Genomic DNA, 19,231 nt, shown 5'->3' with positions numbered 1-19,231 from the left:
AGGCTAGGTGAATCTGATGCCGCACGATGACGTTCGGACGGGGGAGGGTCAAGGTGATTGGCGCCAGTGAAGGGCAACCGGACCACGACTGTGTCATTTTCGATCCGGCTGCGTAGAGCGCGTTGCTGCTCAGAAGGAGGCCTCCAGAATTGCGACATAATCGGCGGCAGCCGCCGCGCGCGGGTTGCTCGCCGTGGAGTGATCCTTGACCGCAGCTTCGGCTATGGTGGGGACGACGCTGCGCGGGACGCCCATTTGCGTGAGCGAGGCCGGCATGCCGAGGCGCTGGCCCAGGTCGGCGATCCAGTTGGCGAGGTCGGTGTCGGGAGCGAGATCGAGCGCGCGGCGAATCTCCACGTATTTCAGGCCGCATTCCGGCTCATTGAAGCGCAGCACTGCCGGCAGCAATACGGCGTTCAGCGTGCCGTGGTGAAGCGAAATGTCCTTGAGGCCACCAAGCGGATGGGAGAGCGCATGCACCGCGCCGAGGCCCTTCTGGAAGGTCAGGCCGCCCTGAAGGGCCGCCATCATCATTTCCTTGCGGGCTTCGCGATCGGAGCCATCGGTCACGGCCCGCTCGATATGTGCGACTGCGCGCTTCAGCCCGTCGAGTGCGATCGCCTCGGCGGGCGGGTTTTCGCGCGGGCTGAGATAGGTCTCGATGCAATGGGTGATCGCATCCATACCGGTTGCGGCGGTAAGCCAGGCAGGCAGGGCGAGCGTGAGTTCTGGGTCGCAGATCGCGAGCCTTGGAATCAGGTGTGGCGAGATGAAGCCGAGCTTGCGTCCATCCGTCAGGGTGATCAGCGCGGCGCGCCCGACTTCGCTGCCGGTGCCCGAGGTGGTCGGGATCGCGATCACCGGCGCGACCGCTGCGGTCACTTTCGGCATGCCGCCGAGGATCGCCGCATAGGTTTCGAGTGGTCCATCATGACCTGCGAGCAGCGCCACGCCCTTGGCCAGATCGATTGGCGAGCCGCCGCCAATGGCGACAAGCCCGTCGCATGCGTTCTCGCGATAGAGCGCCAGTGCCGCGAGCACGGCCTCCTCTGTCGGGTTGCTCGGCGTGGCATCGAAGATCGGGGCGGCCTGCAAGGCCGGGGAATGCGTCTGAACCGTGCCGACCAGACCGACAGCGACGACGCCCTTGTCCGCAATGATCAGCGGCCTGTGCAGGCCGAGCGCGGTGAGATCGGCATCGATGCCGGCGACCTCGCCGAAGCCGAACCGGGTCGTGGTAAGATAGGTGATCAGGGCCATGGGCGTCCTCGCGGGGGCCTCGTCTCGTCTAGCGGCTCGGCCTGATTGAGATGAGCCTTTGGTGTGGCATGGCCACGGACAGGCGTCGACTGCCGCGCCCGAGCGCGGAGGGCGCGGTGAATGCATGAGAATGTCGGGGATCTGCTCGTTAGCGGGGGCTCGACGCGCCTCAGGGCGGGTCGAGCATTTCGGTGGTCTTTCCCGCCCGCCGCTCAAGCACGAGCAGGGCGAGGCCGGCAACGACGATGAGGCCTGAGCCGATCAGCATCGAGAGCGATGGCCAGTCGTGAAAGATGAACCAACCGAAGATCAGGGCCCAGACGATCAACGTATACTGGTAAGGAACGACCACGGAGGCCTCCGCCAGCTTGAGCGAGCGTGTGACGCAGAGATGCGCGGCCATGGCGACGATGCCCAGCAGGCCGAGCAGGCCGATATGGGCGAGGCTCGGCGTCGTCCAGCCGAAGGGCAGCAGGATCAGCCCCATGACAAAGGCGCCCAGCGTTTGCCAGGCGACGAGCGTCACATCCGGCGTGCCGCGCAATTGGCGGCCCATGATCATCATGGCCGCGAAGGAGACGCTGCCGACGAGCGCGATGATGGCCGGAAGGGTCAGGCTCTGGCCGGACGGGTTCAGCGCGACGGCGACGCCGACGAAGCCGACGACGACCGCGAGCCAGCGCCCGGCATCGACACGCTCTCCGAGGAGCAGTGCAGCCAGGATCACCGCCCAGACTGGAGCGGCGAGCCAGAGTGTCATGGTGTCGGCCAAAGGCAGGTAGGATACCGCCCAATAGAATAGCGCGACTTCGCAGGAGCCGAGCGTCACGCGCAGTATCTGCAGCCAGGGGCGCTCCGGGCGCAATGTGCGACCAATGCCCTGCTTCACCACGAACGGGGCGATCACGATTAGCGCGGCGATGCTGCGCAGCAGCACCACCTGGCCGACCGTGTAGGTTGCGACCAGCCATTTCCCCAGCACGTCATTTACGGAGAACAGCAGGATGCCGAGCAGCATCATGGTGATGCCGGTCAAGGTGGCGTTTTGGGTGGGCATGGTGGTCTGCAGGGATACCTATCGTGTGGGCGCTTCCTGTCGCCTTTCGCGCTCTGCGAGGCAAGTGGCGCCACGCGCAGGGGTTGTGCGCGCAGGGCAGGGGATTTTAATTTAGTCGTTGACTTAATTAAGCAATGAATTAAATTCATGGCCATGGACCGCTTCATCGCTCTCGCCGACCCGACGCGCCGCCGCATCATCGAGATGCTCGGTGAAGGTGCCCTGGCGGCCGGTGAGATCACCGCGCGATTCAGTATCAGCGCGCCGGCGATCTCCCAGCATCTGAAGGTGTTGAAGGAGACTGGCCTCGTCAGGGTCGAAATCAGCGGCCAACGTCGCATCTACCGGCTCGATCCCGAGGGGCTCGATGCATTCGATCTCTGGGTGAAGAAGGTCCGCGGCTTCTGGGGCTCGCGACTCGACATACTGGGGCAGGAACTGGCGCAAGCCGATAGTCATGAGGGAGAGACGGATGAGTGATTACGGCACTGTTCTTGAAAGTGGCGCGGTGCGGTTCGAGCGGCTCCTGCCGGGGCCGGTCGAACGAGTCTGGGCCTATCTGACGGAGTCCGGCAAGCGCGGCACCTGGCTAGCTTCTGGTGATTTCGACCTGCGCGTCGGCGGCGAGACGAAGCTTCTGTTCAAGCATTCGGAGATCACCGACGAACCGCCGCCGGAGCGCTATCGCGAGGTGAATGACGAGGGATTTCTCGCGACCGGGACGATCACCCGCTGCGAGCCGCCACATGCGCTTGCCTTCACCTGGGAGGGGGACGGCAATCCCCGCTCGGAGGTCACCTTCGAGCTCAGTCCGAGGGATGGCAAAGTGCTGCTCGTGCTGACCCATCGCAAGCTCGCCGACAAGGCTGCGATGACGAATGTCTCCGGCGGCTGGCATATGCATCTCGGCCTGCTCGAGGACCAGCTTGCAGGGCAGAAGCCGCGTGGCTTCTGGTCCCGGCAGGCGACGCTCGAGGGTGAGTACGCCGCACTCTTTGCGAGCCTGCCGGAGTAGGGCGGGGCCTCATGCCGTCCTGGTGCCGGGCACGGGCCGCTCCCGAGATGGCGCAGCCCGCGTCAGGAACGCGGGTGGCGCCCGATCCGCTCGGCGGGATATGCCGTCCGCAAGTTGTGAACTCGACCATGCCGTCGGATCGATGGGCTGCCGGTTGCCGCTATCTCGGGCGAGCGCGGCGCCCGCTGGCATGTTGCCGCCAAGCGCCTTGGCGGCCAGTCCACGTCCGAAGCGGTTTCTGAGGCCGGGTGAGCGGGCCGTGAGGACAGTCGCCGCAGGGTTCGGAAGCTCAGATGCCCTTGCCGACCTGCGGAGAACCGCTGCGCACGTTTCTCGCAACCATCGCGACGATCGTATCGAAGAGTTCGTCCTGAGCCTGCTGGGCCGTGATGTCTCCCGCCGCGGCGGCAGAGGACAGGGCCTCGGCTGAACCGAGCAGCGCCCAGAGGCCCGCTGGAGCAATCGTACCGGAGCCGGCGAAGGGCGCGAGCGCGGCTCTGCACTTCCCCATGAAGATCGCTTCGTAATCGCGCTTGAGCTTTGCGAGCTCGGGCGCGCCGGCAAGTGCCGCGATCACGCCAGGGATCTCACGGCCCTGGAGGAGTACGCAGTCGACATAGGATGACGCGATGACCGCTGCCCTGCCTGCCAGGGTCGGCTCGCTCGCGTCGAGCGCGGCATCCATGAGTGCCGTCTGGCGCGCGTCGAACTCCTGGTAAAGCGCTGCCAGCAGCCCGCTGCGTGTGCCGAAATGGTCGTAGACGACCGGTTTTGTCACGCCGGACCGCTCGGCCAGCCGCCCGAGCGTCAATGCCTCCGTTCCCTCTTCCCGGACCAGCCGCCACGCGACATCCAGAAGCTGGCGATGGCGGTCTTCCCGCGCCAGGCGGCGACGCGGCGGCAGAGCTGGTGGGTGATCAGTCGGTCTGGCACTTGACATATTTATATACCAAAAGTAACTTACTAAAAGTATATATCACTTGAGTTTCCGCCGCAATCGATCAACCGGTGTTTCTTGAAATGCACGCGCTCATTGTCGTCGCCCATCCTGATCGCACGTCGCTCAGCCATGCCGTTGCGGCCCATGTCGGAGAAGGGGCTTCCCTGTCCGGGCCAGGCAATTCCTTCGAAATCGCGGATCTCGCGGCCGAAGGGTTCGATCCACGCTTCACCGAGGCCGATCTCGCCGTTCATCGTCGCGAGGTGTCAACGCCGGCCGACATTGCCGCCGAGCAGGTGCGGATCGATCGCGCCGATGCCCTTGTCCTGGTCTATCCCGTCTATTGGTGGTCGATGCCAGGGCTTCTCAAGGGCTGGATCGATCGCGTCTTCGCCAATGGTTGGGCCTATGACGAAGGCCCGGATACACCGATGGTCAAGAAGCTCGGCCATCTCCCGGTCCATCTTGTCGCCATCGGCGGCGCCAGCCTGCGAACCTATGCGCGACACGGCTATTTCGGTGCAATGAAAACGCAGATCGACCACGGAATCTTCGACTATTGCGGCGCCCCTGTCGTGACGTCTGAGCTCCTGCTCGGTTCCGGGAGGGATGATCCGGCTGCGCCTCTGGAGACGGCGCGCGCCATCGGCCGCGATCTCTTCAAGGCGTTCCGGCCTTCCGCGGCGCAGGCCGCCGCCTGACGACGATTTCCGTCGTGCAACAGTCGCTTTCCCGAGGCGAAATCCAGCGAATGGGGTTCGGCGCGTGACTACAAGCTCGCGGCGGCCCGTGCGGCCTGGTCGTACTGGCCTGAGAGCGAGCGCATGGTCGCCGCGATTTCCGAGAGGCGTGCGGGATCCATGCCGAGCGCCAGCACCGACTTGACCAGGAGCTGCTCGCGGATCTGGGCGTAGCGTCGGCAGGCATCCTCCCCCGCCGGAGTGATCGCCACGGTCTTTTCCTTGCCCTTGCGCCCGCTCTTGATCAGCTTCAGCCGTTCGAGCTTCTTGAGCGCGTAGTTCACCACATAGGTATCCTCGATATTGAGGACGAGGCAGATATCGGCGAGGCGTTTTGGCTTGCCGCGGTGGTTGACGTTGTGCAGCACGAGCACGTCCACCGGCGTGAGATCCGGAATGCCGGCCGAGGTCATGGCGCGGAGCATCCAGCGCTGGAAGGCATGTACCGTCATGCTGAGGGCGAACTCGAACTCGGAGAGCGCCGGCATCGCGCCTGAGGCCAGGTGGCCCGAGGAGACGATCGGGCCGAGCAGCGTATCAGCCAGCTCAGCCGGTGGTTTCGGAGGCAAGGGAGCTGATGTGGACATCGTCTGTGGCATTCTCATGCAAGGCAGCCATGGCGGCGCCGGACGTGCGAACGGCCGCGCGAAGCGGCCGTTCGTGAGGGATCGTACCAGTCAGGCTTACATCTTCTTGTAGGCGTCGATCACGGCCTGGCCATCGGCGCCGGCCTTTTTCAGCCAGTCGGCGGTCAGGGTTTCGCCGGCCTTCTTGAAGCCCGCGGCGAGTTCCGTGCTCGGCGCCTGCACCTTCATGCCCTTGGATTTGAGCTGCTCGAGGTACCAGCCGGTCTTGGCCTCCCAGGCCTTCCAGCCACGTTCCTCGGCAGCGGCAGACGCCTTGAGCAGCGCGTCTTGCGTCGACTTGTCCAAGGCGTCGAAGGCCGCCTTGTTGACGAAGGTCGCATCCTTCGGGATCCAGGCCTGCACATCATAGAAATGCGTCAGCGATTCCCAGACCTTGGAGTCGAAACCCGTACCGCCTGACGACATGAAGGAGTTGACCACGCCGGTGGCGAGTGCCTGGGGCAGTTCCGCGGCCTGGATCGTCACCGACTGCATGCCGAGCATTTCGCCAAGCCGCGCCGTACCGACATTGTAGGAGCGCCATTTCAGCCCCTTCATGTCGTCGGTCGAGTTCAGGTCCTTCTTGGCGTAGACGCCCTGCGGTGCCCACGGCACCATGAAGAGCAGCTTGATGCCCTGGCTCGCGAGCTTCTTCTCGATCGCCGGCTTCGAAGCCGCATAGAGCTTTTTCGACTCCGGGAAGCTGGTCGCCAGAAACGGCACGACGTCGACGCCGAAGATCGGATCCTCGTTTTCGTGGATCGACATCAGCACTTCGCCCATCTGGGCCTGGCCGGTCTGGACGGCGCGCTTGATCTCGGGTGCCTTAAACAGAGCGGCATTGGCATGAACCGTGATCGTCAGCTTGCCGCCGGTCGCCGCCTCGACATCCTTGGCAAAGGCGACGAGGTTTTCGGTGTGCGGGTTGTCCGTCGGGTAGGCGTTCGGAAGGTTCCATTTGGTCTGTGCCGAGACCGCTGTCGCGCCGAGCGCCAGAGCGCCGGCCGCGACGCCGGCTGCAAGAAAGCCCTTAATGAAGTCGCTGCGATTCATGATGGTGTCTCCGTTCCCTTGTTGTTGACGCTGCATCATCCCGGAAAGGCCAGTTGCGGCAGGATCATCACGATTTGCGGGAAGATCGTAATGATCGCGACCGCTGCGACCAGTAGAAAAAAGAAGGGTAGGGCGGCGAGCGCCACCGTATTGGAATCCTTGCCCGACATGGTCTGGAGCACGAAGAGGTTGAAGCCGACCGGAGGCGAGACCTCGGCCATCTCGACGATGAGCACGAGGAAGATGCCGAACCAGACCAGGTCGAAACCAGCCTGCTTGATCATCGGAATGACGATGGCCGTGGTCAGGACGATCATCGAGATGCCGTCGAGCGCCGCGCCGAGCACGATGTACATCACCGTCAATGCCGCGATCAGCGCGTAGGGCGAGAGATGCAGGCTGTCGACCCATTCCGCCAAGGCGGCCGGAATGCCGGTATAGGCCATCGAGGTCGACATGAAGGAGGCGCCGGCCAGGATCAGCATGATCATGCAGGTGATGCGGGTGGTGCCCATCACGCTGGCCCAGAAGGCTTCACGGGTCAGAGATCCCGACCACCAGGCGACGCCGAAGGAGCCGAGAACGCCCCAGGCCGCACATTCGGTCGCCGTCGCCCAGCCCATCAGCAGCGAGACGAAGACGAGCGCGATCAGCAGCATGCAGGGGATGAGATTGGCCGATTCCCGCAGCTTCTCGCGCAGCGGCATGCTCGGCTCCGGCGGCGGCGCCTTGTCCGGGTTCAGCATGTGCCAGACGATGATGTAGCCGGAGTAGAGCGCCATCACGAGCAGGCCCGGCAGGAAGCCGGCGAGGAAGACCTGGATGATCGAGACATTGGCCGCGACGGCATAGACCACCATGGTGATCGAAGGCGGGATCAGGATACCCAGCGTGCCGGCGCCGGCGAGCGAGCCGAGGCTGACCGTCTCGTCATAGCCGCGCTTCTTCAGCTCCGGCAGGGCGATCTTGGCGACAGTGGCGCAGGTCGCCGCCGAGGAGCCCGAGACCGAGCCGAAGATGCCGCAGGCCAGTACGTTGACATGCATCAGCCGGCCGGGAAGCCAGTTGAGCCAAGGTGCGAGGCCGCGGAACATCTCTTCCGAGAGTTTCGTGCGGTAGAGGATTTCGCCCATCCAGATGAAGAGCGGCAAGGCGGCGAGCGTCCAGGAGGCGCTGTTGCCCCAGATCGTCGTGGCGAGCACCGAGCCGGCGGGGATGCCGCCGCCGACGAATTGCATCGCGACCCAACCGCAGGCCATCAGTGAGATGGCGATCCATACGCCGCCGGCGAGGAAGACGGCCAGCAGGACGAGCAGTAGCGCGGAAATCTCGATCATCGCCATGGCGTCAGACCCCGCTCTGCATGGCACGCTCGACGACTTCCTCGTCGCTTTGCGGGGGCGGCTTCTCGTAGCGGGGCTCGTTGCCGCGCAGGACGACATGAACGAACTCGTCGGCGAAGGCGATGAAGAGGATCACCAATCCGCCGGAGAAGCCGAGTTGCGGAATCCAGAGCGGCATCGGCACGACGCCGCCGGCAACGTCGTTGAACTCATAGGATTGCCAGGTCATCACCACGGCGTGCCAGGCAAAGAATCCGGTGAAGCCGAGGCCCAGCACGAGCGAGAAGACCTCGAAGGCCCAGCGCGTGCGGCCCTTGAAACGATCGATCAGCAAGCCGACCCGGATCATCTCGCCGGATTTGAAGGTATGGGCAAGGCCGAGAAAGGCCAGCGCCGCCATGCTCCAGGACGCGAAATCATCACCGGCGGGGATGTTGAAGCCGATTTCGCGCCCGATGGAGAGACCCATCATCAGGACAAAGATAACGACCAGGAAGAAACCCGCCGCGTAACCTGCAAAGAGATAGAGCTTGTCGAGGATCGTGCGGATCATCGGGCGCTCCGCCCGGAGTGCGGCTTTGCCGCCGTGCGGGGCTGTCGGCGCATGCCGAGCCCGATTGCCAGGGTCGATCCTGTCATCGCATCCTCCCTCGACCGGCCCGGCCCCTCAGCCATGTTCCGGTCACAATTGCGATCGTAGTCGCCGAATTCGCCTTGTCAATATTTCATCGACGATTTATCGATGAATTGTCGAAGTGAATTCACGTCACGCTGGGGAGAGTGTCATGACGGCGAGCCATTGGGATTTCTGGATCGACCGCGGCGGCACCTTCACCGACGTGATCGGCCGCGATCCGGCAGGCAAGCTTCACGCCAGGAAGCTGCTCTCGGAAAATTCGGGTGCCTATCGCGATGCCGCCGTCCAGGGCATCCGCGACCATCTCGGCCTCAAGGCCGGCGAGGTCATCCCTGCCGGACGCATCGGCGAGGTGCGCATGGGCACCACCGTTGCGACCAACGCCCTGCTCGAGCGCAAGGGTGACCGCACCCTGCTCGTCACGACGAAGGGCTTCCGCGATGCGCTACGCATCGGCTATCAGGCGCGGCCCGATATCTTCGCCAAGGAGATCATCAAGCCCGAGCAACTCTACGAGGCGGTGGTCGAGATCTCGGAACGCGTGCTGGCCGATGGCGTCGTCGAGCAGGCTCCGGACGAGGCCGCGATCCGCACGGCCTTGCAGGCACAGTACGATGCCGGTTTCCGCGCCGTGGCAATCGCCTTCATGCACGCCTATCGCCATCCTCAGCATGAGCAGATTGCAGCGCGCATCGCCCGGGAGATCGGCTTTCCGCAGGTGTCGGTCAGCCACGAGGTTTCGCCGCTGATCAAGCTCGTCGGGCGTGGCGATACAGCTGTGGTCGATGCCTATCTCTCGCCGATCCTCGGGCGCTATGTCGCGCAGGTTTCCGAAGAGCTCGACATCGGGCGCACCGGCGCACGGCTGATGTTCATGATGTCGTCCGGCGGCCTCACAGCGGCCGAGCTGTTCCAGGGCAAGGATGCGATCCTGTCAGGCCCCGCCGGAGGGGTCGTCGGCCTGGCCGAGACCGGGCGTTCGGCCGGGTTCGACAAGGTGATCGGCTTCGACATGGGTGGCACCTCCACTGATGTCGCGCATTTCGACGGCGAGTACGAGCGCGCTTTCGAGACCGAGGTCGCCGGTGTGCGGATGCGCGCGCCGATGATGCTGATCCATACGGTTGCGGCCGGTGGCGGGTCGATCCTGCATTTCGACGGTGCGCGTTTCCGCGTCGGCCCGGATTCGGCCGGCGCCAATCCGGGGCCGGCCGCCTATCGGCGCGGCGGCCCGCTCGCGGTCACCGACGCGAACGTCATGGTCGGCAAGCTGATTCCGGCCTATTTCCCGGCGATTTTTGGCGAGCAGCATGATCAGCCGCTCGATGTGGAGGCGGTCCGCGCCAAGTTCTCGACGCTTGCGGCCGAGGTCGGCGATGACCGCAGCCCTGAAGAGGTGGCCGATGGCTTCATCCAGATTGCTGTCGCCAACATGGCCGAGGCGATCAAGAAGATCTCGGTGCAGCGCGGCTATGACATCACCCGCTATGCCTTGAACTCCTTCGGCGGTGCGGGCGGACAGCATGCCTGCCTTGTCGCCGATGCGCTCGGTATCAAGACCGTGCTGCTGCACCCGTTCTCCGGCCTGCTTTCGGCCTATGGCATGGGGCTCGCCGAAATCCGCTCGACGCGGACGGCCGCGCTCGATGTGCCGCTCGATGCCGAGGTCAAGGCTGCTATGGCGGAGGTGGCCGAACGGCTGGGCGCCGAGACGCGTTCCGAACTGATCGGGCAAGGCGTGCCGGATGGCGAGATCGCCATCCATATCCGTGCCCATATCCGCTACGCCGGCACCGATACGGCGATCGCGATTGCGTCCGGCAGCCGGACGGAAATGCAGGAAGCCTTCCAGGTCGCGCACAAGGCGCGCTTCGGCTTCATGGACGAGACCAAGGCGCTGGTCGTCGAGGCGGTCGAGGTCGAAGCCGTTGGCGGGGGCGCCAGGTTCGAGGAGGCGGCGGCTGGGGAGCAGGTCGGTGAACCGGCGGTTGCCGAACGCACGCGCCTGTTCTCGAAGGGGCAGTGGCACGAGGCGGCGATTGTGCGGCGCGAGGCGATGGCTCCGGGGCAGAGCGTCGCGGGACCTGCGATCATCATCGAACCGAACCAGACAGTCGTCGTCGAGGATGGCTGGACTGCGAAGCTGACGGCCAAGGACCATCTCGTCCTGCATCGCAGCAAGGCGCTGGTGCAGAATGCCGCGATCGGCACCAGGGCCGATCCCGTCATGCTCGAGATCTTCAACAACCTGTTCATGTCGATCGCCGAGCAGATGGGCGTGACGCTGCAGAACACCGCCTATTCCGTCAACATCAAGGAGCGGCTCGACTTCTCCTGCGCCGTGTTCGACTCGACTGCGAGCCTCGTCGCCAATGCACCGCATATGCCGGTGCATCTCGGCTCGATGGACAAGTCGGTCGAGACGGTGATCCGGAACAACCCCGTCATCCGGCCCGGCGACGTCTACTGCCTCAATGCCCCCTATAATGGCGGCACGCATCTGCCCGACATCACGGTCTGCACCCCGGTCTTCGATGCCGAGGACAGGAACATCCTGTTCTGGGTGGCGAGCCGCGGCCACCATGCCGATGTCGGTGGCGTGGCGCCCGGCTCGATGTCGCCGCTGGCGACGCATATCGAGGAAGAGGGCGTCTATATCGACAATTTCAAGATCGTCGATCAGGGCCGCTTCTGCGAGGAGGAGCTGGTCAAGCTGCTGACCGGCGCGCGCTATCCCGTCCGCAACGTCGTGCAGAACGTCAACGACCTCAAGGCGCAGATCGCTGCGAATGAGAAGGGCGTGGCTGAGCTGAAGAAGATGATCCGCTCCTTCGGCCTCGACGTGGTCCAGGCCTATATGGGCCATGTCCAGGACAATGCGGCCGAGAGCGTCGCACGGCTGCTCGCCAAGCTGCATGATTGCGAGTTCACCTATCCGATGGATCAGGGCTGCGCGATCAAGGTGAAGATCACGATCGATCGTTTGCGGCGCGAGGCGACGGTCGATTTCACCGGCACCTCGCCGCAGCGCGAGGACAATTTCAACGCGCCTGCGCCGGTGACCCGTGCGGCGGTGCTCTATGTCTTCCGCGTCATGGTCGATGACGCGATTCCCATGAATGCGGGCTGCCTGCGGCCGATCAGGATCGTCGTGCCGGAAGGCTCGATGCTGGCGCCGCATTACCCAGCCGCTGTCGTTGCCGGCAATGTCGAGGTCAGCCAAGCCGTCACCAATACGCTGTTCGGTGCGCTCGAGGCGATGTCGGCCTCGCAAGGGACAATGAACAACCTGACCTTCGGCAACGATCAGTATCAGTATTACGAGACGATCTGCTCCGGCTCGCCGGCAGGCCCGGGTTTCAACGGCACCTCCGGCGTGCATGTCCACATGACCAATTCGCGCCTGACCGATCCGGAGATCCTCGAGACGCGTTTTCCCGTCGTGCTCGAGGATTTCCACATTCGCCCCGGCTCCGGCGGCAAGGGTGAATGGAATGCCGGCGACGGCACCAGCCGCACCATCCGCTTCCGCGAGCGGATGGACTGCGCCATCCTCGCCTCGCATCGCCGTGTGCGCCCCTTCGGCGTCAAGGGGGGCGAGGCCGGGCAGCTCGGCAAGACGATCGTCCGCCGGCTTTCCGGCATCGTCGAGGAACTGAAGCCGAGCGACCAGACGCTGCTTGAGGCGGGCGAGGCAGTAACCGTGATCACGCCGACGGCGGGAGGCTATGGAAAAGCGAAGGGCTGAGGCTTAGGTCCTGTCTCCACACGGGAGATGGATATGCCTCAGACTTGGATGATCACCGGCGCCAATCGCGGCATCGGCCTTGCGCTTGCGACCGCCCTGGTGGCGCGTGGCGACCATGTCATCGCCGCCGCGCGCGATCCGGCAAGCCCCGGCCTTGCGGCGCTGGTCGCCAAGCATGGCGGGCTCGTCACGCCGATCACCCTCGATGTGACGTCGGATGCGAGCGTCGCCGCTGCCAAGGCTGCCCTCGCCGACCGACCGATCGACGTCCTGGTCAACAATGCCGGCGTCTACGGCCCGCGCGACAAGCAGGGCGCGCTGGACATGGATTTCGAGGCCTGGCGCGACGTGTTCGAGGTCAATGTCTATGCGCCGCTGCGCGTGGCACAGGCATTCCTGCCCAATGTCGAGGCCTCGCAAGGGCGCAAGATCGCGACGATCAGCAGCCGCATGGGCTCGATCGCCGGCAATCCCTCGGGCGCGCTCGCTTATCGCTCGTCGAAATCGGCCGTGAACATGGCCATGGTCGTGTTCGGGAACGCCGTGCGCGAGCGCGGCGTCAGTATCCTGCTGTTCCATCCGGGCTGGGTGCAGACCGATATGGGCGGTGGCGGAGCCGATATCCCACCAACGGAAAGCGCCGCAGGCCTGATCGCAACGATCGGCCAGTCCGGCATCTCCGACACCAACAGCTTCCGGACCTGGAAGGGCGAAGCGATCGCCTGGTGAGGCTTGAGGCGGCGGATCAACTGGCGCGCGACGAGGCGAGCCATAGGCCGCCGCCGATCAGGAAGCCGCCGCTGACCCGTGAGAGCAGGCGCACGCGCTTCTGCGACAGAAACCGTCCCGCCCGCCCGGACAGCAGCGCATAGCCGCTGTCGCTGAGCGCGGCGAAGAGCATCGCGGTCATTCCCATGATCGCGATCTGCGTGACGTGATCGCGGGCGGGGTCGAGAAATTGCGGGAAGAAGGCGCCGAAGAAGAGCAGTGTCTTCGGATTGCTGAGCGCGACCAGGACGCCTTGTAGGAAGAAGCCGCCGCGTGGCGCACGGGCTTGTACGGTGCCGTCCTCGGCGCCGCCGGCCCGGAGCATCTTCCAGCCGAGCCAGATCAGATAGGCGGCACCGGCGAGCCGCACCCAGTCGAACCAATGGCCCATCGCCGCGATGACCGAGCTCAGGCCGATGCCGACGATCGCGATCATGATAGCGAGGCCGAGCTGGGTTCCTGCCGCATTCAGGAGCCCGGCGCGGGTACCATGCTTCAGGCTGTTGGCTATGATCAGCGTTACGGTCGGGCCCGGCACGATGACGATGATGAAGCAGGCAACGAGATAAGCGGCGAAGAGCTCGAAGGACATGGCGGCAGTCTCCCTCTCGATTGTGGAGTCATCTCAGCCAGCCGCCAATGAGTCGAGACCCTTTGTGCTGCCGGCGAAAGGAACAGGGAGAATGTTGGCCTCTGCCTTCAAAGTTCTGCCGTTGGCGGTCGAGCGTTGGCGGGATCTCGAGGATCTCTTTGGCCCGAAGGGGGCTTGCTATGGCTGCTGGTGCAACCATTTCCGCATGCCCCAGAAGCAGCGCCTGCCACTCTTGGGCGAGGGGGCACGGCAGTTGTTCGAGGAGCGGGTTCGCAAGGGGCCGCCCCCTGGTGTCCTGGCCTATGAACACGAGACCTGTGTCGGCTGGCTCCAGGTCGGCCCTCGGCGCGACATTCCTGAATGGAACAATCCACGCCGCGCCTCGACGCCGCTTCCGGATGCGCCGGCCGAGGATGAGCGGGTCTGGGCGGCATCCTGCTTCTTCGTCCGCAAGTCGTGGCGGGGCAAGGGCGTCACCGCGGCCCTGCTCGATGGCGCGATCGTGTTCGCCCGCGAGAGCGGCGCCCGCCTGCTTGAGGCTGCCCCCATGCACCATGAATTCAAGCGCAGTAGCGAAGGCCTTTACGTCGGCCCCGAGCGGGTCTTCCTGCGGGCCGGTTTCGTCGAGGTCGCGCGGCAGAAGGAGGGTCGGCCGCTGATGCGGTTCGCGCTTTGAGCGATTTCACGCTTCGTCGAGAATGAAATCTCGCATCGTCGCGAAAGCGGCCTCCGGATTGTCGCCGACAATGCCGTGGCCGCAACCAGCGAAGCGCTTGAAACGAACCCATTCGGGCGGAAGGCTCGCTGCGATCGTCTCGCTGAAGGCAATCGGCGTGATCGGATCTTCCTCGCCTCCCATGACGAGGACGGGGCAATTCACAGTTCCCAGCGCGGCGCGAAAATCGAAGCGACCCTGTTCGTTGTGCGGGCCATTGAACCAGACGCCTGTCTCGTTGCGCGAGATGAGCCTTTGTACCCAATCGTTCGATCCGGTGTGCGGTTGCGCTGCGTAGAGCGGAAAGCAAATCTCAGTATAGGGCGCACGCGTCTCAGGCGCTGGCGCCGACCAGTAGTTCCGGGCGGCCTGACTGGCTCTTGGACCACCGACCCGTTCGAAGGCTGCGTAGACCGCCGGGAAATCGAACTTGGCGGCCGTGGAAATCAGGATCAGCTTGGCGGCATGCCCGGGATGGCGCGTCGCATAGGCCTGCGCGACGAAGCCTCCGAAAGACGTGCCGAGGATGATCGGTCTTTCGATGCCGAGCGTGTCGCAGAGCACCTTCAAGTCATCGGCCCACTGGTCCAATGTCCAGCTCTCACGTGGGCCGTCTTCGCTGCGGCCGCAGCCGCGGTGATCGTAATAAACGATCTGGGCGATATCGCTTAAGCCGGAGAAACCGGGTTTGTAGATGCTGTGATCGGCGCCTGGACCGCCATGAAGCAGGATCAGCGTTGGCTTTTCCCGCATGGCCGGGCCATCGGGCGTGAGCCCCGCACCTTCGATGTCGACATAGAGGCGCACTCCGTTGACAGTGACACGCATCGGTTCGATTCCCCCCACCGCATCGAGGCCTTGAATTGTAAGGGGCCGATGATCGAACTCAATTGTTTCCGACCTCATGTTGGGAGTTTCCCATGATCCGGATCACGCTTGCCGGTTGCACCGGCTGGGTCGGCAAGGCGCTTGTCGCCGCAATCGAGGCCGCGTCTGACCTCGAGCTGGTGGCGGGCGTCTCGCGCAAGGCAGCAGGCAGCGATCTCGGCGAGGCGGCCGGGCAGCCAGCCAATGGCAAGCCGATCTTTGCAACCGTGAGGGAGGCGCTCGCCGTGCCGTCGGATGTCCTGATCGACTTTACCAAGCCCGACAGCGTGAAAGGCAATGTACTGGCAGCCGTCGCGGCGGGGCGCCATGTCGTCGTTGGCGCATCGGGCATGACCGGCGAGGATTATGCGGAGATCGAGGCCGCTGCGCTCAAGGCTGGCGTCGGCGTGCTTGCCGCGGGCAATTTCTCGATCACCGCGACGCTGCTGCGCCGCTTTGCCCGCGAAGCGGTGAAATATGTGCCGGATATCGAGATCATCGACTACGCCTCCGCGTCGAAGCCGGACACGCCGTCCGGAACCGGGCGCGAGCTCGCCGAGACGCTCAGTGTCGAGCGTATGGCCGGAACCTCGAAGCCGGTTGTGGAGCTTGGCGGCGCCCGCGAGACGCGCGGCGCGGCAATAGGTGCGCCGCATGCGGTGCAGGTCCATTCGCTGCGGATGCCGGGCTTCGTCCTGTCCTGCGAGGCGGTCTTCGGCCTCCCCGACGAGCGGCTGGTGATCCGGCATGATGCCGGCACCTCTGCTGCGCCTTATGTCGGCGGCACCTTGCTGGCGGCGCGGCGGGTTGCGGACCAGGTCGGGCTTCGCCGTGGCCTGGACAGCCTGATGGCCTGATCAACCGGCGCTGCCGTTGTTTTTCGCAATCGAAGCAGCTTCGGCTGTCCGGTCAATATCCGGCTAACTTGTTGATTTTTATTGTGTTCCCCCTGTCTTGTTAACCTAGCGTTCGTTCGCATCTGCGAAGGGAAGGGCGCGCTACGACGAGGGGGAACGCGATGCGGCAATTGGGGCTGACGGCGAAGATCACCATGCTGTTTGCGCTCATGGGGATTGCCGCTGGCCTCGGGCTGTTCAGCGCGGTTCGGGGCTTTGACGCGGTCCGCGAAATCGATCGCGACGCCTTCTCGAGCATGGCCTTGGTCAATCGCGCAGCGCTGCTCTCGAACCGCGTGGCGCAGGCCTCGCTACTCAGCCGTTTCGATGACGCAGCGACGCCGCGTGCGATCGAGACCGCGCTCGATTCTCTTGATGGAGCTGTGGAACTGGTCGATGCGGCGCGGGCCAGTCTGATCTCTTCGTTGCCGCGCGAGCTGCGCGACGCCAATCCGACCTTGGATGCCCGGATCAGGACGTTCATTTCGTTCCAGCGCGACATCGTCATGATGGGGCGTGAGGTCTCGGCAAAGGCTGCACTCATCGAGGCCTCGGCCGAGGCGGTGCGCGAGAATGTCCGCCAGATCATTCTCGTCACGTCGAAGCTTGCCGACGGCCTGGACCGGCGCGCACAGCTCAGTGCAGCTGAGGCTGCGGGACTAGCCCACGCGCTGCGCCTGCGGGTGATCGCGACGGCGGTTGGCCTGCCGCTCGCCTGTGCGCTGCTGGCGATGTATCTGCTGCGGACCCAGCTCACCCGCCCCCTGCGCGATCTGATGGCCACAATCGCCACTGCGACGGCGACGTCTGCCGTCATCACGGTGCCGCATGTCCGGCGCCGCGACGAGATTGGCCAGCTTGCCCGCACGGTGCGGGCGCTGAGCGAAGTGCGGGCAACCCTGGTCACGCGCGATGCCGAGGCCGACCGGGCGCTGTTCCACCAGAACCAGCGAACTGACGAGCTCGGCCGCATCGCTGAGGAATTCGAACATCGGATCGGCGCCCTGCTCCACGACATCGCCGGGCTGAGCGAAGCTCTGCGCACGGCACAGCAGGATTCTGCGGTGCGGGCGCAGCAGGTCTCGCAGAGCACGGGCACTGCCGCTTCCGCCGTCGACGGGGCGGGCTTTGAGGCGCGGCGCATTACCGAGGCGGCTCTGCGCCTCGAGCAGGTGATCGGCCAGATCAATGCGGAAGTGCACCGTGTCTCACAAACGGCGACGGTGGCGACGCAGGATGCCGCTGGCACCTCCGGCCTTGTCCTGCGTCTGACCGAGAATGCGGGGCAAATCCGCGATGTCGTCGACATCATCGAGACGATCGCTCGGCAAACCAATCTGCTTGCGTTGAACGCAACGATCGAGGCGGCGCGCGCGGGCGTGCATGGCCGGGGTTTTGCCGTCGTCGCGAGCGAGGTCAAGGCGCTGGCGGGCCAGACGGCCGACGCGACCGCGCAGATCGTGCGGCGCATTGCAGCGGTCAACGCGGCGCTGTCGCAGGCGGCGCAGGCGGTTTCGGGCATCGTCGCCAGTGTCGGTGCCGTTGAACAGGCCAGCACCGAGATTTCGACCATGGTCGCCTCGCATTCCGAGCTGATGGGCTCGCTGGGGGACACGGTCGCGCGTATTTCGGGTGTGACGGAAACGGCTGCGGGCGCAATGGCGGAGATCGCCGAGGCGAATGCTCAGACTGTCGAGCAGGCGGGCAGGGGCGCGTTCGGGGCCCGCGACCTCGACGAGCGCATCGCTGCGCTGCAGGGCGAGGCGGAAGAATTCGTCAGGCGCCTGCGCGCCGCCTGATCCCGTTCTGTTCTTGTACTTGCATTGCGCGAGCGACTCGCGCCTTTGTGCGGCATGGTCGCATATCGGATTCCGCCGCGATGAGCTGGTCGCCGCAACAGGATGCCGCGCTGAGCGCGGTCGCACGCTGGCTTCAGGCTGGCGAGCCTCAGGTTTTTCGGCTGTTCGGCTATGCCGGCACAGGCAAGACGACGCTCGCGCGCCATATTGCCGAGGGTGTCGATGGCACGGTCGTCTTCGCCGCCTTCACCGGCAAGGCGGCACTGGTGCTGCGCAACAAGGGCTGCGATGGCGCCCAGACCATCCACTCATTGATCTACCGCTCGCGTGGCGTCGATGAGGAAAGCCCGACCTTCGTGCTCAACCGCGAGAGCAACGCGGCCAAGGCCGGGCTGATCATTATCGACGAGTGCTCGATGGTCGACGAGGAGCTGGGCAAGGATCTGCTCTCCTTCGGCACGCCGGTCCTCGTTCTCGGCGACCCGGCGCAGTTGCCCCCCGTCAAGGGCGGCGGGTATTTCACCGAGACCGAGCCGGACGTGATGCTGACCGAGGTCCATCGCCAGGCTGCGGACAATCCCATCGTCAGGATGTCGATGATCGTCCGCGAAGGAGGGCGCCTCGATGTCGGCGACTATGGCGAGAGCCGGGTCATTCGCCGCGATGCGGTCAATTCCGAGCTGGTGCTGGGCGCCGATCAGGTCCTGGTCGGCATGAACAAGACGCGCCGGCTCTACAATGCCCGCATCCGGCAGCTCATGGGGCGGGATTCCACCGTGCCGGTCGCGGGCGAGAAGCTCGTCTGCCTGCGCAACGACAAGAGCAAGGGCCTGCTCAATGGCGGCTCCTGGATCGTGCAGGAACTCAAGACCTCGAAGAAGGGCCTGATCACGATGCGGGTCACGCCGGAGGACGATACCGGAGGAAAGCCGGTCAAGGTCTCCGTGATGCCCAATTTCTTCGACGGCACCGAGGAGGAGGTGCCGTGGGAGCTGCGCAAGCACACCGATGAATTCACCTTCGGCTATGCCCTGACGGTCCACAAGGCGCAGGGCTCGCAATGGGATGACATCGTCCTCTTCGACGAGGCCTTTGCCTTTCGCGAGCACCGGGCGCGCTGGCTCTATACCGGGCTGACGCGTGCGGCCGAGACGATCACGGTGGTGGTGTAGCGG

The 19,231-nt window shown here is 64.8% G+C and carries 18 protein-coding genes; 9 read left to right on the top strand and 9 right to left on the bottom strand.

The features are described 5' to 3' along the window. Positions 1-129: 129 nt before the first annotated feature. Together AB4099_RS02615 and AB4099_RS02610 are read right to left on the bottom strand one after the other, a co-directional pair. On the bottom strand, positions 130-1,260 hold the full coding sequence (locus AB4099_RS02615) for an iron-containing alcohol dehydrogenase (RefSeq protein ID WP_441476934.1): 1,131 nt from the start codon (positions 1,258-1,260) through the stop codon (positions 130-132). A 169-nt stretch (positions 1,261-1,429) separates the two neighbouring features. Further along, the gene (locus AB4099_RS02610; RefSeq protein WP_113512230.1) at positions 1,430-2,317 is read right to left on the bottom strand and encodes a DMT family transporter; all 888 of its coding nucleotides are present in this window, start codon (positions 2,315-2,317) and stop codon (positions 1,430-1,432) included. A gap of 147 nt (positions 2,318-2,464) precedes the next feature. Here AB4099_RS02610 and AB4099_RS02605 point away from each other — a divergent pair, with 147 nt between their 5' ends. Both AB4099_RS02605 and AB4099_RS02600 read left to right on the top strand, forming a co-directional pair. After that, on the top strand, positions 2,465-2,797 hold the full coding sequence (locus tag AB4099_RS02605; protein WP_441476933.1) for an ArsR/SmtB family transcription factor: 333 nt from the start codon (positions 2,465-2,467) through the stop codon (positions 2,795-2,797). Continuing rightward, a complete protein-coding gene (locus AB4099_RS02600) occupies positions 2,790-3,332 on the top strand; it encodes an SRPBCC family protein (RefSeq protein WP_441476932.1) in 543 nt (180 codons plus the stop codon). The genes AB4099_RS02605 and AB4099_RS02600 overlap by 8 nt, the downstream gene beginning before the upstream one ends. A 289-nt stretch (positions 3,333-3,621) precedes the next feature. Here the strand turns inward: AB4099_RS02600 and AB4099_RS02595 are convergent, their stop codons facing one another. After that, entirely contained in the window at positions 3,622-4,272 is a 651-nt protein-coding gene (locus AB4099_RS02595; RefSeq protein ID WP_441476931.1) for a TetR/AcrR family transcriptional regulator, read from the bottom strand. Between the two features lie 80 nt (positions 4,273-4,352). Here AB4099_RS02595 and AB4099_RS02590 point away from each other — a divergent pair, with 80 nt between their 5' ends. After that, positions 4,353-4,973: an NAD(P)H-dependent oxidoreductase gene (locus AB4099_RS02590; RefSeq protein WP_441476930.1), complete on the top strand. Its 621-nt coding sequence runs from the start codon at positions 4,353-4,355 to the stop codon at positions 4,971-4,973. 68 nt (positions 4,974-5,041) lie between these two features. Here AB4099_RS02590 and AB4099_RS02585 read toward each other — a convergent pair whose 3' ends face one another. From AB4099_RS02585 to AB4099_RS02570, 4 genes are all read right to left on the bottom strand, one after another. After that, positions 5,042-5,599: a winged helix DNA-binding protein gene (locus tag AB4099_RS02585; RefSeq protein ID WP_113512222.1), complete on the bottom strand. Its 558-nt coding sequence runs from the start codon at positions 5,597-5,599 to the stop codon at positions 5,042-5,044. A 96-nt stretch (positions 5,600-5,695) separates the two neighbouring features. Further along, a complete protein-coding gene (locus AB4099_RS02580; RefSeq protein WP_441476929.1) occupies positions 5,696-6,691 on the bottom strand; it encodes a TRAP transporter substrate-binding protein in 996 nt (331 codons plus the stop codon). Between the two features lie 35 nt (positions 6,692-6,726). After that, entirely contained in the window at positions 6,727-8,034 is a 1,308-nt protein-coding gene (locus AB4099_RS02575; RefSeq protein ID WP_441476928.1) for a TRAP transporter large permease, read from the bottom strand. Positions 8,035-8,038: 4 nt separating this feature from the next. Beyond that, complete coding sequence (locus AB4099_RS02570) at positions 8,039-8,587, bottom strand: TRAP transporter small permease (RefSeq protein ID WP_441476927.1); 549 nt, start codon at positions 8,585-8,587, stop codon at positions 8,039-8,041. Positions 8,588-8,819: 232 nt separating this feature from the next. On the opposite strand from AB4099_RS02570, the gene AB4099_RS02565 reads away from it, so the two are divergent. Together AB4099_RS02565 and AB4099_RS02560 are read left to right on the top strand one after the other, a co-directional pair. Next, positions 8,820-12,419 carry a hydantoinase B/oxoprolinase family protein gene (locus AB4099_RS02565; protein WP_441476926.1) on the top strand — a complete coding sequence of 1,200 codons (3,600 nt, stop codon included), beginning with the start codon at positions 8,820-8,822 and terminating at the stop codon, positions 12,417-12,419. Between the two features lie 33 nt (positions 12,420-12,452). Then, on the top strand, positions 12,453-13,148 hold the full coding sequence (locus AB4099_RS02560) for an SDR family oxidoreductase (RefSeq protein WP_441476925.1): 696 nt from the start codon (positions 12,453-12,455) through the stop codon (positions 13,146-13,148). Positions 13,149-13,164: 16 nt separating this feature from the next. Here AB4099_RS02560 and AB4099_RS02555 read toward each other — a convergent pair whose 3' ends face one another. Further along, the gene (locus tag AB4099_RS02555) at positions 13,165-13,779 is read right to left on the bottom strand and encodes a LysE family translocator (protein WP_441476924.1); all 615 of its coding nucleotides are present in this window, start codon (positions 13,777-13,779) and stop codon (positions 13,165-13,167) included. A 91-nt stretch (positions 13,780-13,870) separates the two neighbouring features. Here AB4099_RS02555 and AB4099_RS02550 point away from each other — a divergent pair, with 91 nt between their 5' ends. After that, on the top strand, positions 13,871-14,455 hold the full coding sequence (locus AB4099_RS02550; protein WP_441476923.1) for a GNAT family N-acetyltransferase: 585 nt from the start codon (positions 13,871-13,873) through the stop codon (positions 14,453-14,455). A 6-nt stretch (positions 14,456-14,461) separates the two neighbouring features. Here the strand turns inward: AB4099_RS02550 and AB4099_RS02545 are convergent, their stop codons facing one another. Further along, positions 14,462-15,322: an alpha/beta fold hydrolase gene (locus AB4099_RS02545; protein WP_441476922.1), complete on the bottom strand. Its 861-nt coding sequence runs from the start codon at positions 15,320-15,322 to the stop codon at positions 14,462-14,464. Between the two features lie 92 nt (positions 15,323-15,414). Between AB4099_RS02545 and dapB the strand changes: the two genes are divergently transcribed. From dapB to AB4099_RS02530, 3 genes are all read left to right on the top strand, one after another. Further along, the gene (dapB, locus tag AB4099_RS02540; RefSeq protein ID WP_441476921.1) at positions 15,415-16,218 is read left to right on the top strand and encodes a 4-hydroxy-tetrahydrodipicolinate reductase; all 804 of its coding nucleotides are present in this window, start codon (positions 15,415-15,417) and stop codon (positions 16,216-16,218) included. A gap of 161 nt (positions 16,219-16,379) precedes the next feature. Continuing rightward, positions 16,380-18,056 (top strand): methyl-accepting chemotaxis protein, encoded by a 1,677-nt coding sequence (locus tag AB4099_RS02535; RefSeq protein ID WP_113512204.1) that lies wholly within the window; start codon positions 16,380-16,382, stop codon positions 18,054-18,056. An 80-nt stretch (positions 18,057-18,136) separates the two neighbouring features. Further along, the gene (locus AB4099_RS02530; protein WP_043233569.1) at positions 18,137-19,228 is read left to right on the top strand and encodes an ATP-dependent DNA helicase; all 1,092 of its coding nucleotides are present in this window, start codon (positions 18,137-18,139) and stop codon (positions 19,226-19,228) included. The last annotated feature ends 3 nt before the right edge of the window (positions 19,229-19,231 follow it).

It is taken from the genome of Allobosea sp. 2KB_26 (assembly GCF_052115715.1).
Classification (GTDB): Bacteria; Pseudomonadota; Alphaproteobacteria; order Rhizobiales; family Beijerinckiaceae; genus Allobosea.
Note: the sequence above shows the minus strand (reverse complement) of the source record. Positions and strands in the feature narration are given on the sequence as shown.

Excerpts from the sequence above, each read along its gene's own strand:
- AB4099_RS02615 (WP_441476934.1), bottom strand. The coding sequence starts at position 1,260 with ATGGCCCTGATCACCTATCTTACCACGACCCGGTTCGGCTTCGGCGAG.
- AB4099_RS02610 (WP_113512230.1), bottom strand. The coding sequence starts at position 2,317 with ATGCCCACCCAAAACGCCACCTTGACCGGCATCACCATGATGCTGCTC.
- AB4099_RS02605 (WP_441476933.1), top strand. The coding sequence starts at position 2,465 with ATGGCCATGGACCGCTTCATCGCTCTCGCCGACCCGACGCGCCGCCGC.
- AB4099_RS02600 (WP_441476932.1), top strand. The coding sequence starts at position 2,790 with ATGAGTGATTACGGCACTGTTCTTGAAAGTGGCGCGGTGCGGTTCGAG.
- AB4099_RS02595 (WP_441476931.1), bottom strand. The coding sequence starts at position 4,272 with ATGTCAAGTGCCAGACCGACTGATCACCCACCAGCTCTGCCGCCGCGT.
- AB4099_RS02590 (WP_441476930.1), top strand. The coding sequence starts at position 4,353 with ATGCACGCGCTCATTGTCGTCGCCCATCCTGATCGCACGTCGCTCAGC.
- AB4099_RS02585 (WP_113512222.1), bottom strand. The coding sequence starts at position 5,599 with ATGTCCACATCAGCTCCCTTGCCTCCGAAACCACCGGCTGAGCTGGCT.
- AB4099_RS02580 (WP_441476929.1), bottom strand. The coding sequence starts at position 6,691 with ATGAATCGCAGCGACTTCATTAAGGGCTTTCTTGCAGCCGGCGTCGCG.
- AB4099_RS02575 (WP_441476928.1), bottom strand. The coding sequence starts at position 8,034 with ATGGCGATGATCGAGATTTCCGCGCTACTGCTCGTCCTGCTGGCCGTC.
- AB4099_RS02570 (WP_441476927.1), bottom strand. The coding sequence starts at position 8,587 with ATGATCCGCACGATCCTCGACAAGCTCTATCTCTTTGCAGGTTACGCG.
- AB4099_RS02565 (WP_441476926.1), top strand. The coding sequence starts at position 8,820 with ATGACGGCGAGCCATTGGGATTTCTGGATCGACCGCGGCGGCACCTTC.
- AB4099_RS02560 (WP_441476925.1), top strand. The coding sequence starts at position 12,453 with ATGCCTCAGACTTGGATGATCACCGGCGCCAATCGCGGCATCGGCCTT.
- AB4099_RS02555 (WP_441476924.1), bottom strand. The coding sequence starts at position 13,779 with ATGTCCTTCGAGCTCTTCGCCGCTTATCTCGTTGCCTGCTTCATCATC.
- AB4099_RS02550 (WP_441476923.1), top strand. The coding sequence starts at position 13,871 with ATGTTGGCCTCTGCCTTCAAAGTTCTGCCGTTGGCGGTCGAGCGTTGG.
- AB4099_RS02545 (WP_441476922.1), bottom strand. The coding sequence starts at position 15,322 with ATGCGTGTCACTGTCAACGGAGTGCGCCTCTATGTCGACATCGAAGGT.
- dapB (WP_441476921.1), top strand. The coding sequence starts at position 15,415 with ATGATCCGGATCACGCTTGCCGGTTGCACCGGCTGGGTCGGCAAGGCG.
- AB4099_RS02535 (WP_113512204.1), top strand. The coding sequence starts at position 16,380 with ATGCGGCAATTGGGGCTGACGGCGAAGATCACCATGCTGTTTGCGCTC.
- AB4099_RS02530 (WP_043233569.1), top strand. The coding sequence starts at position 18,137 with ATGAGCTGGTCGCCGCAACAGGATGCCGCGCTGAGCGCGGTCGCACGC.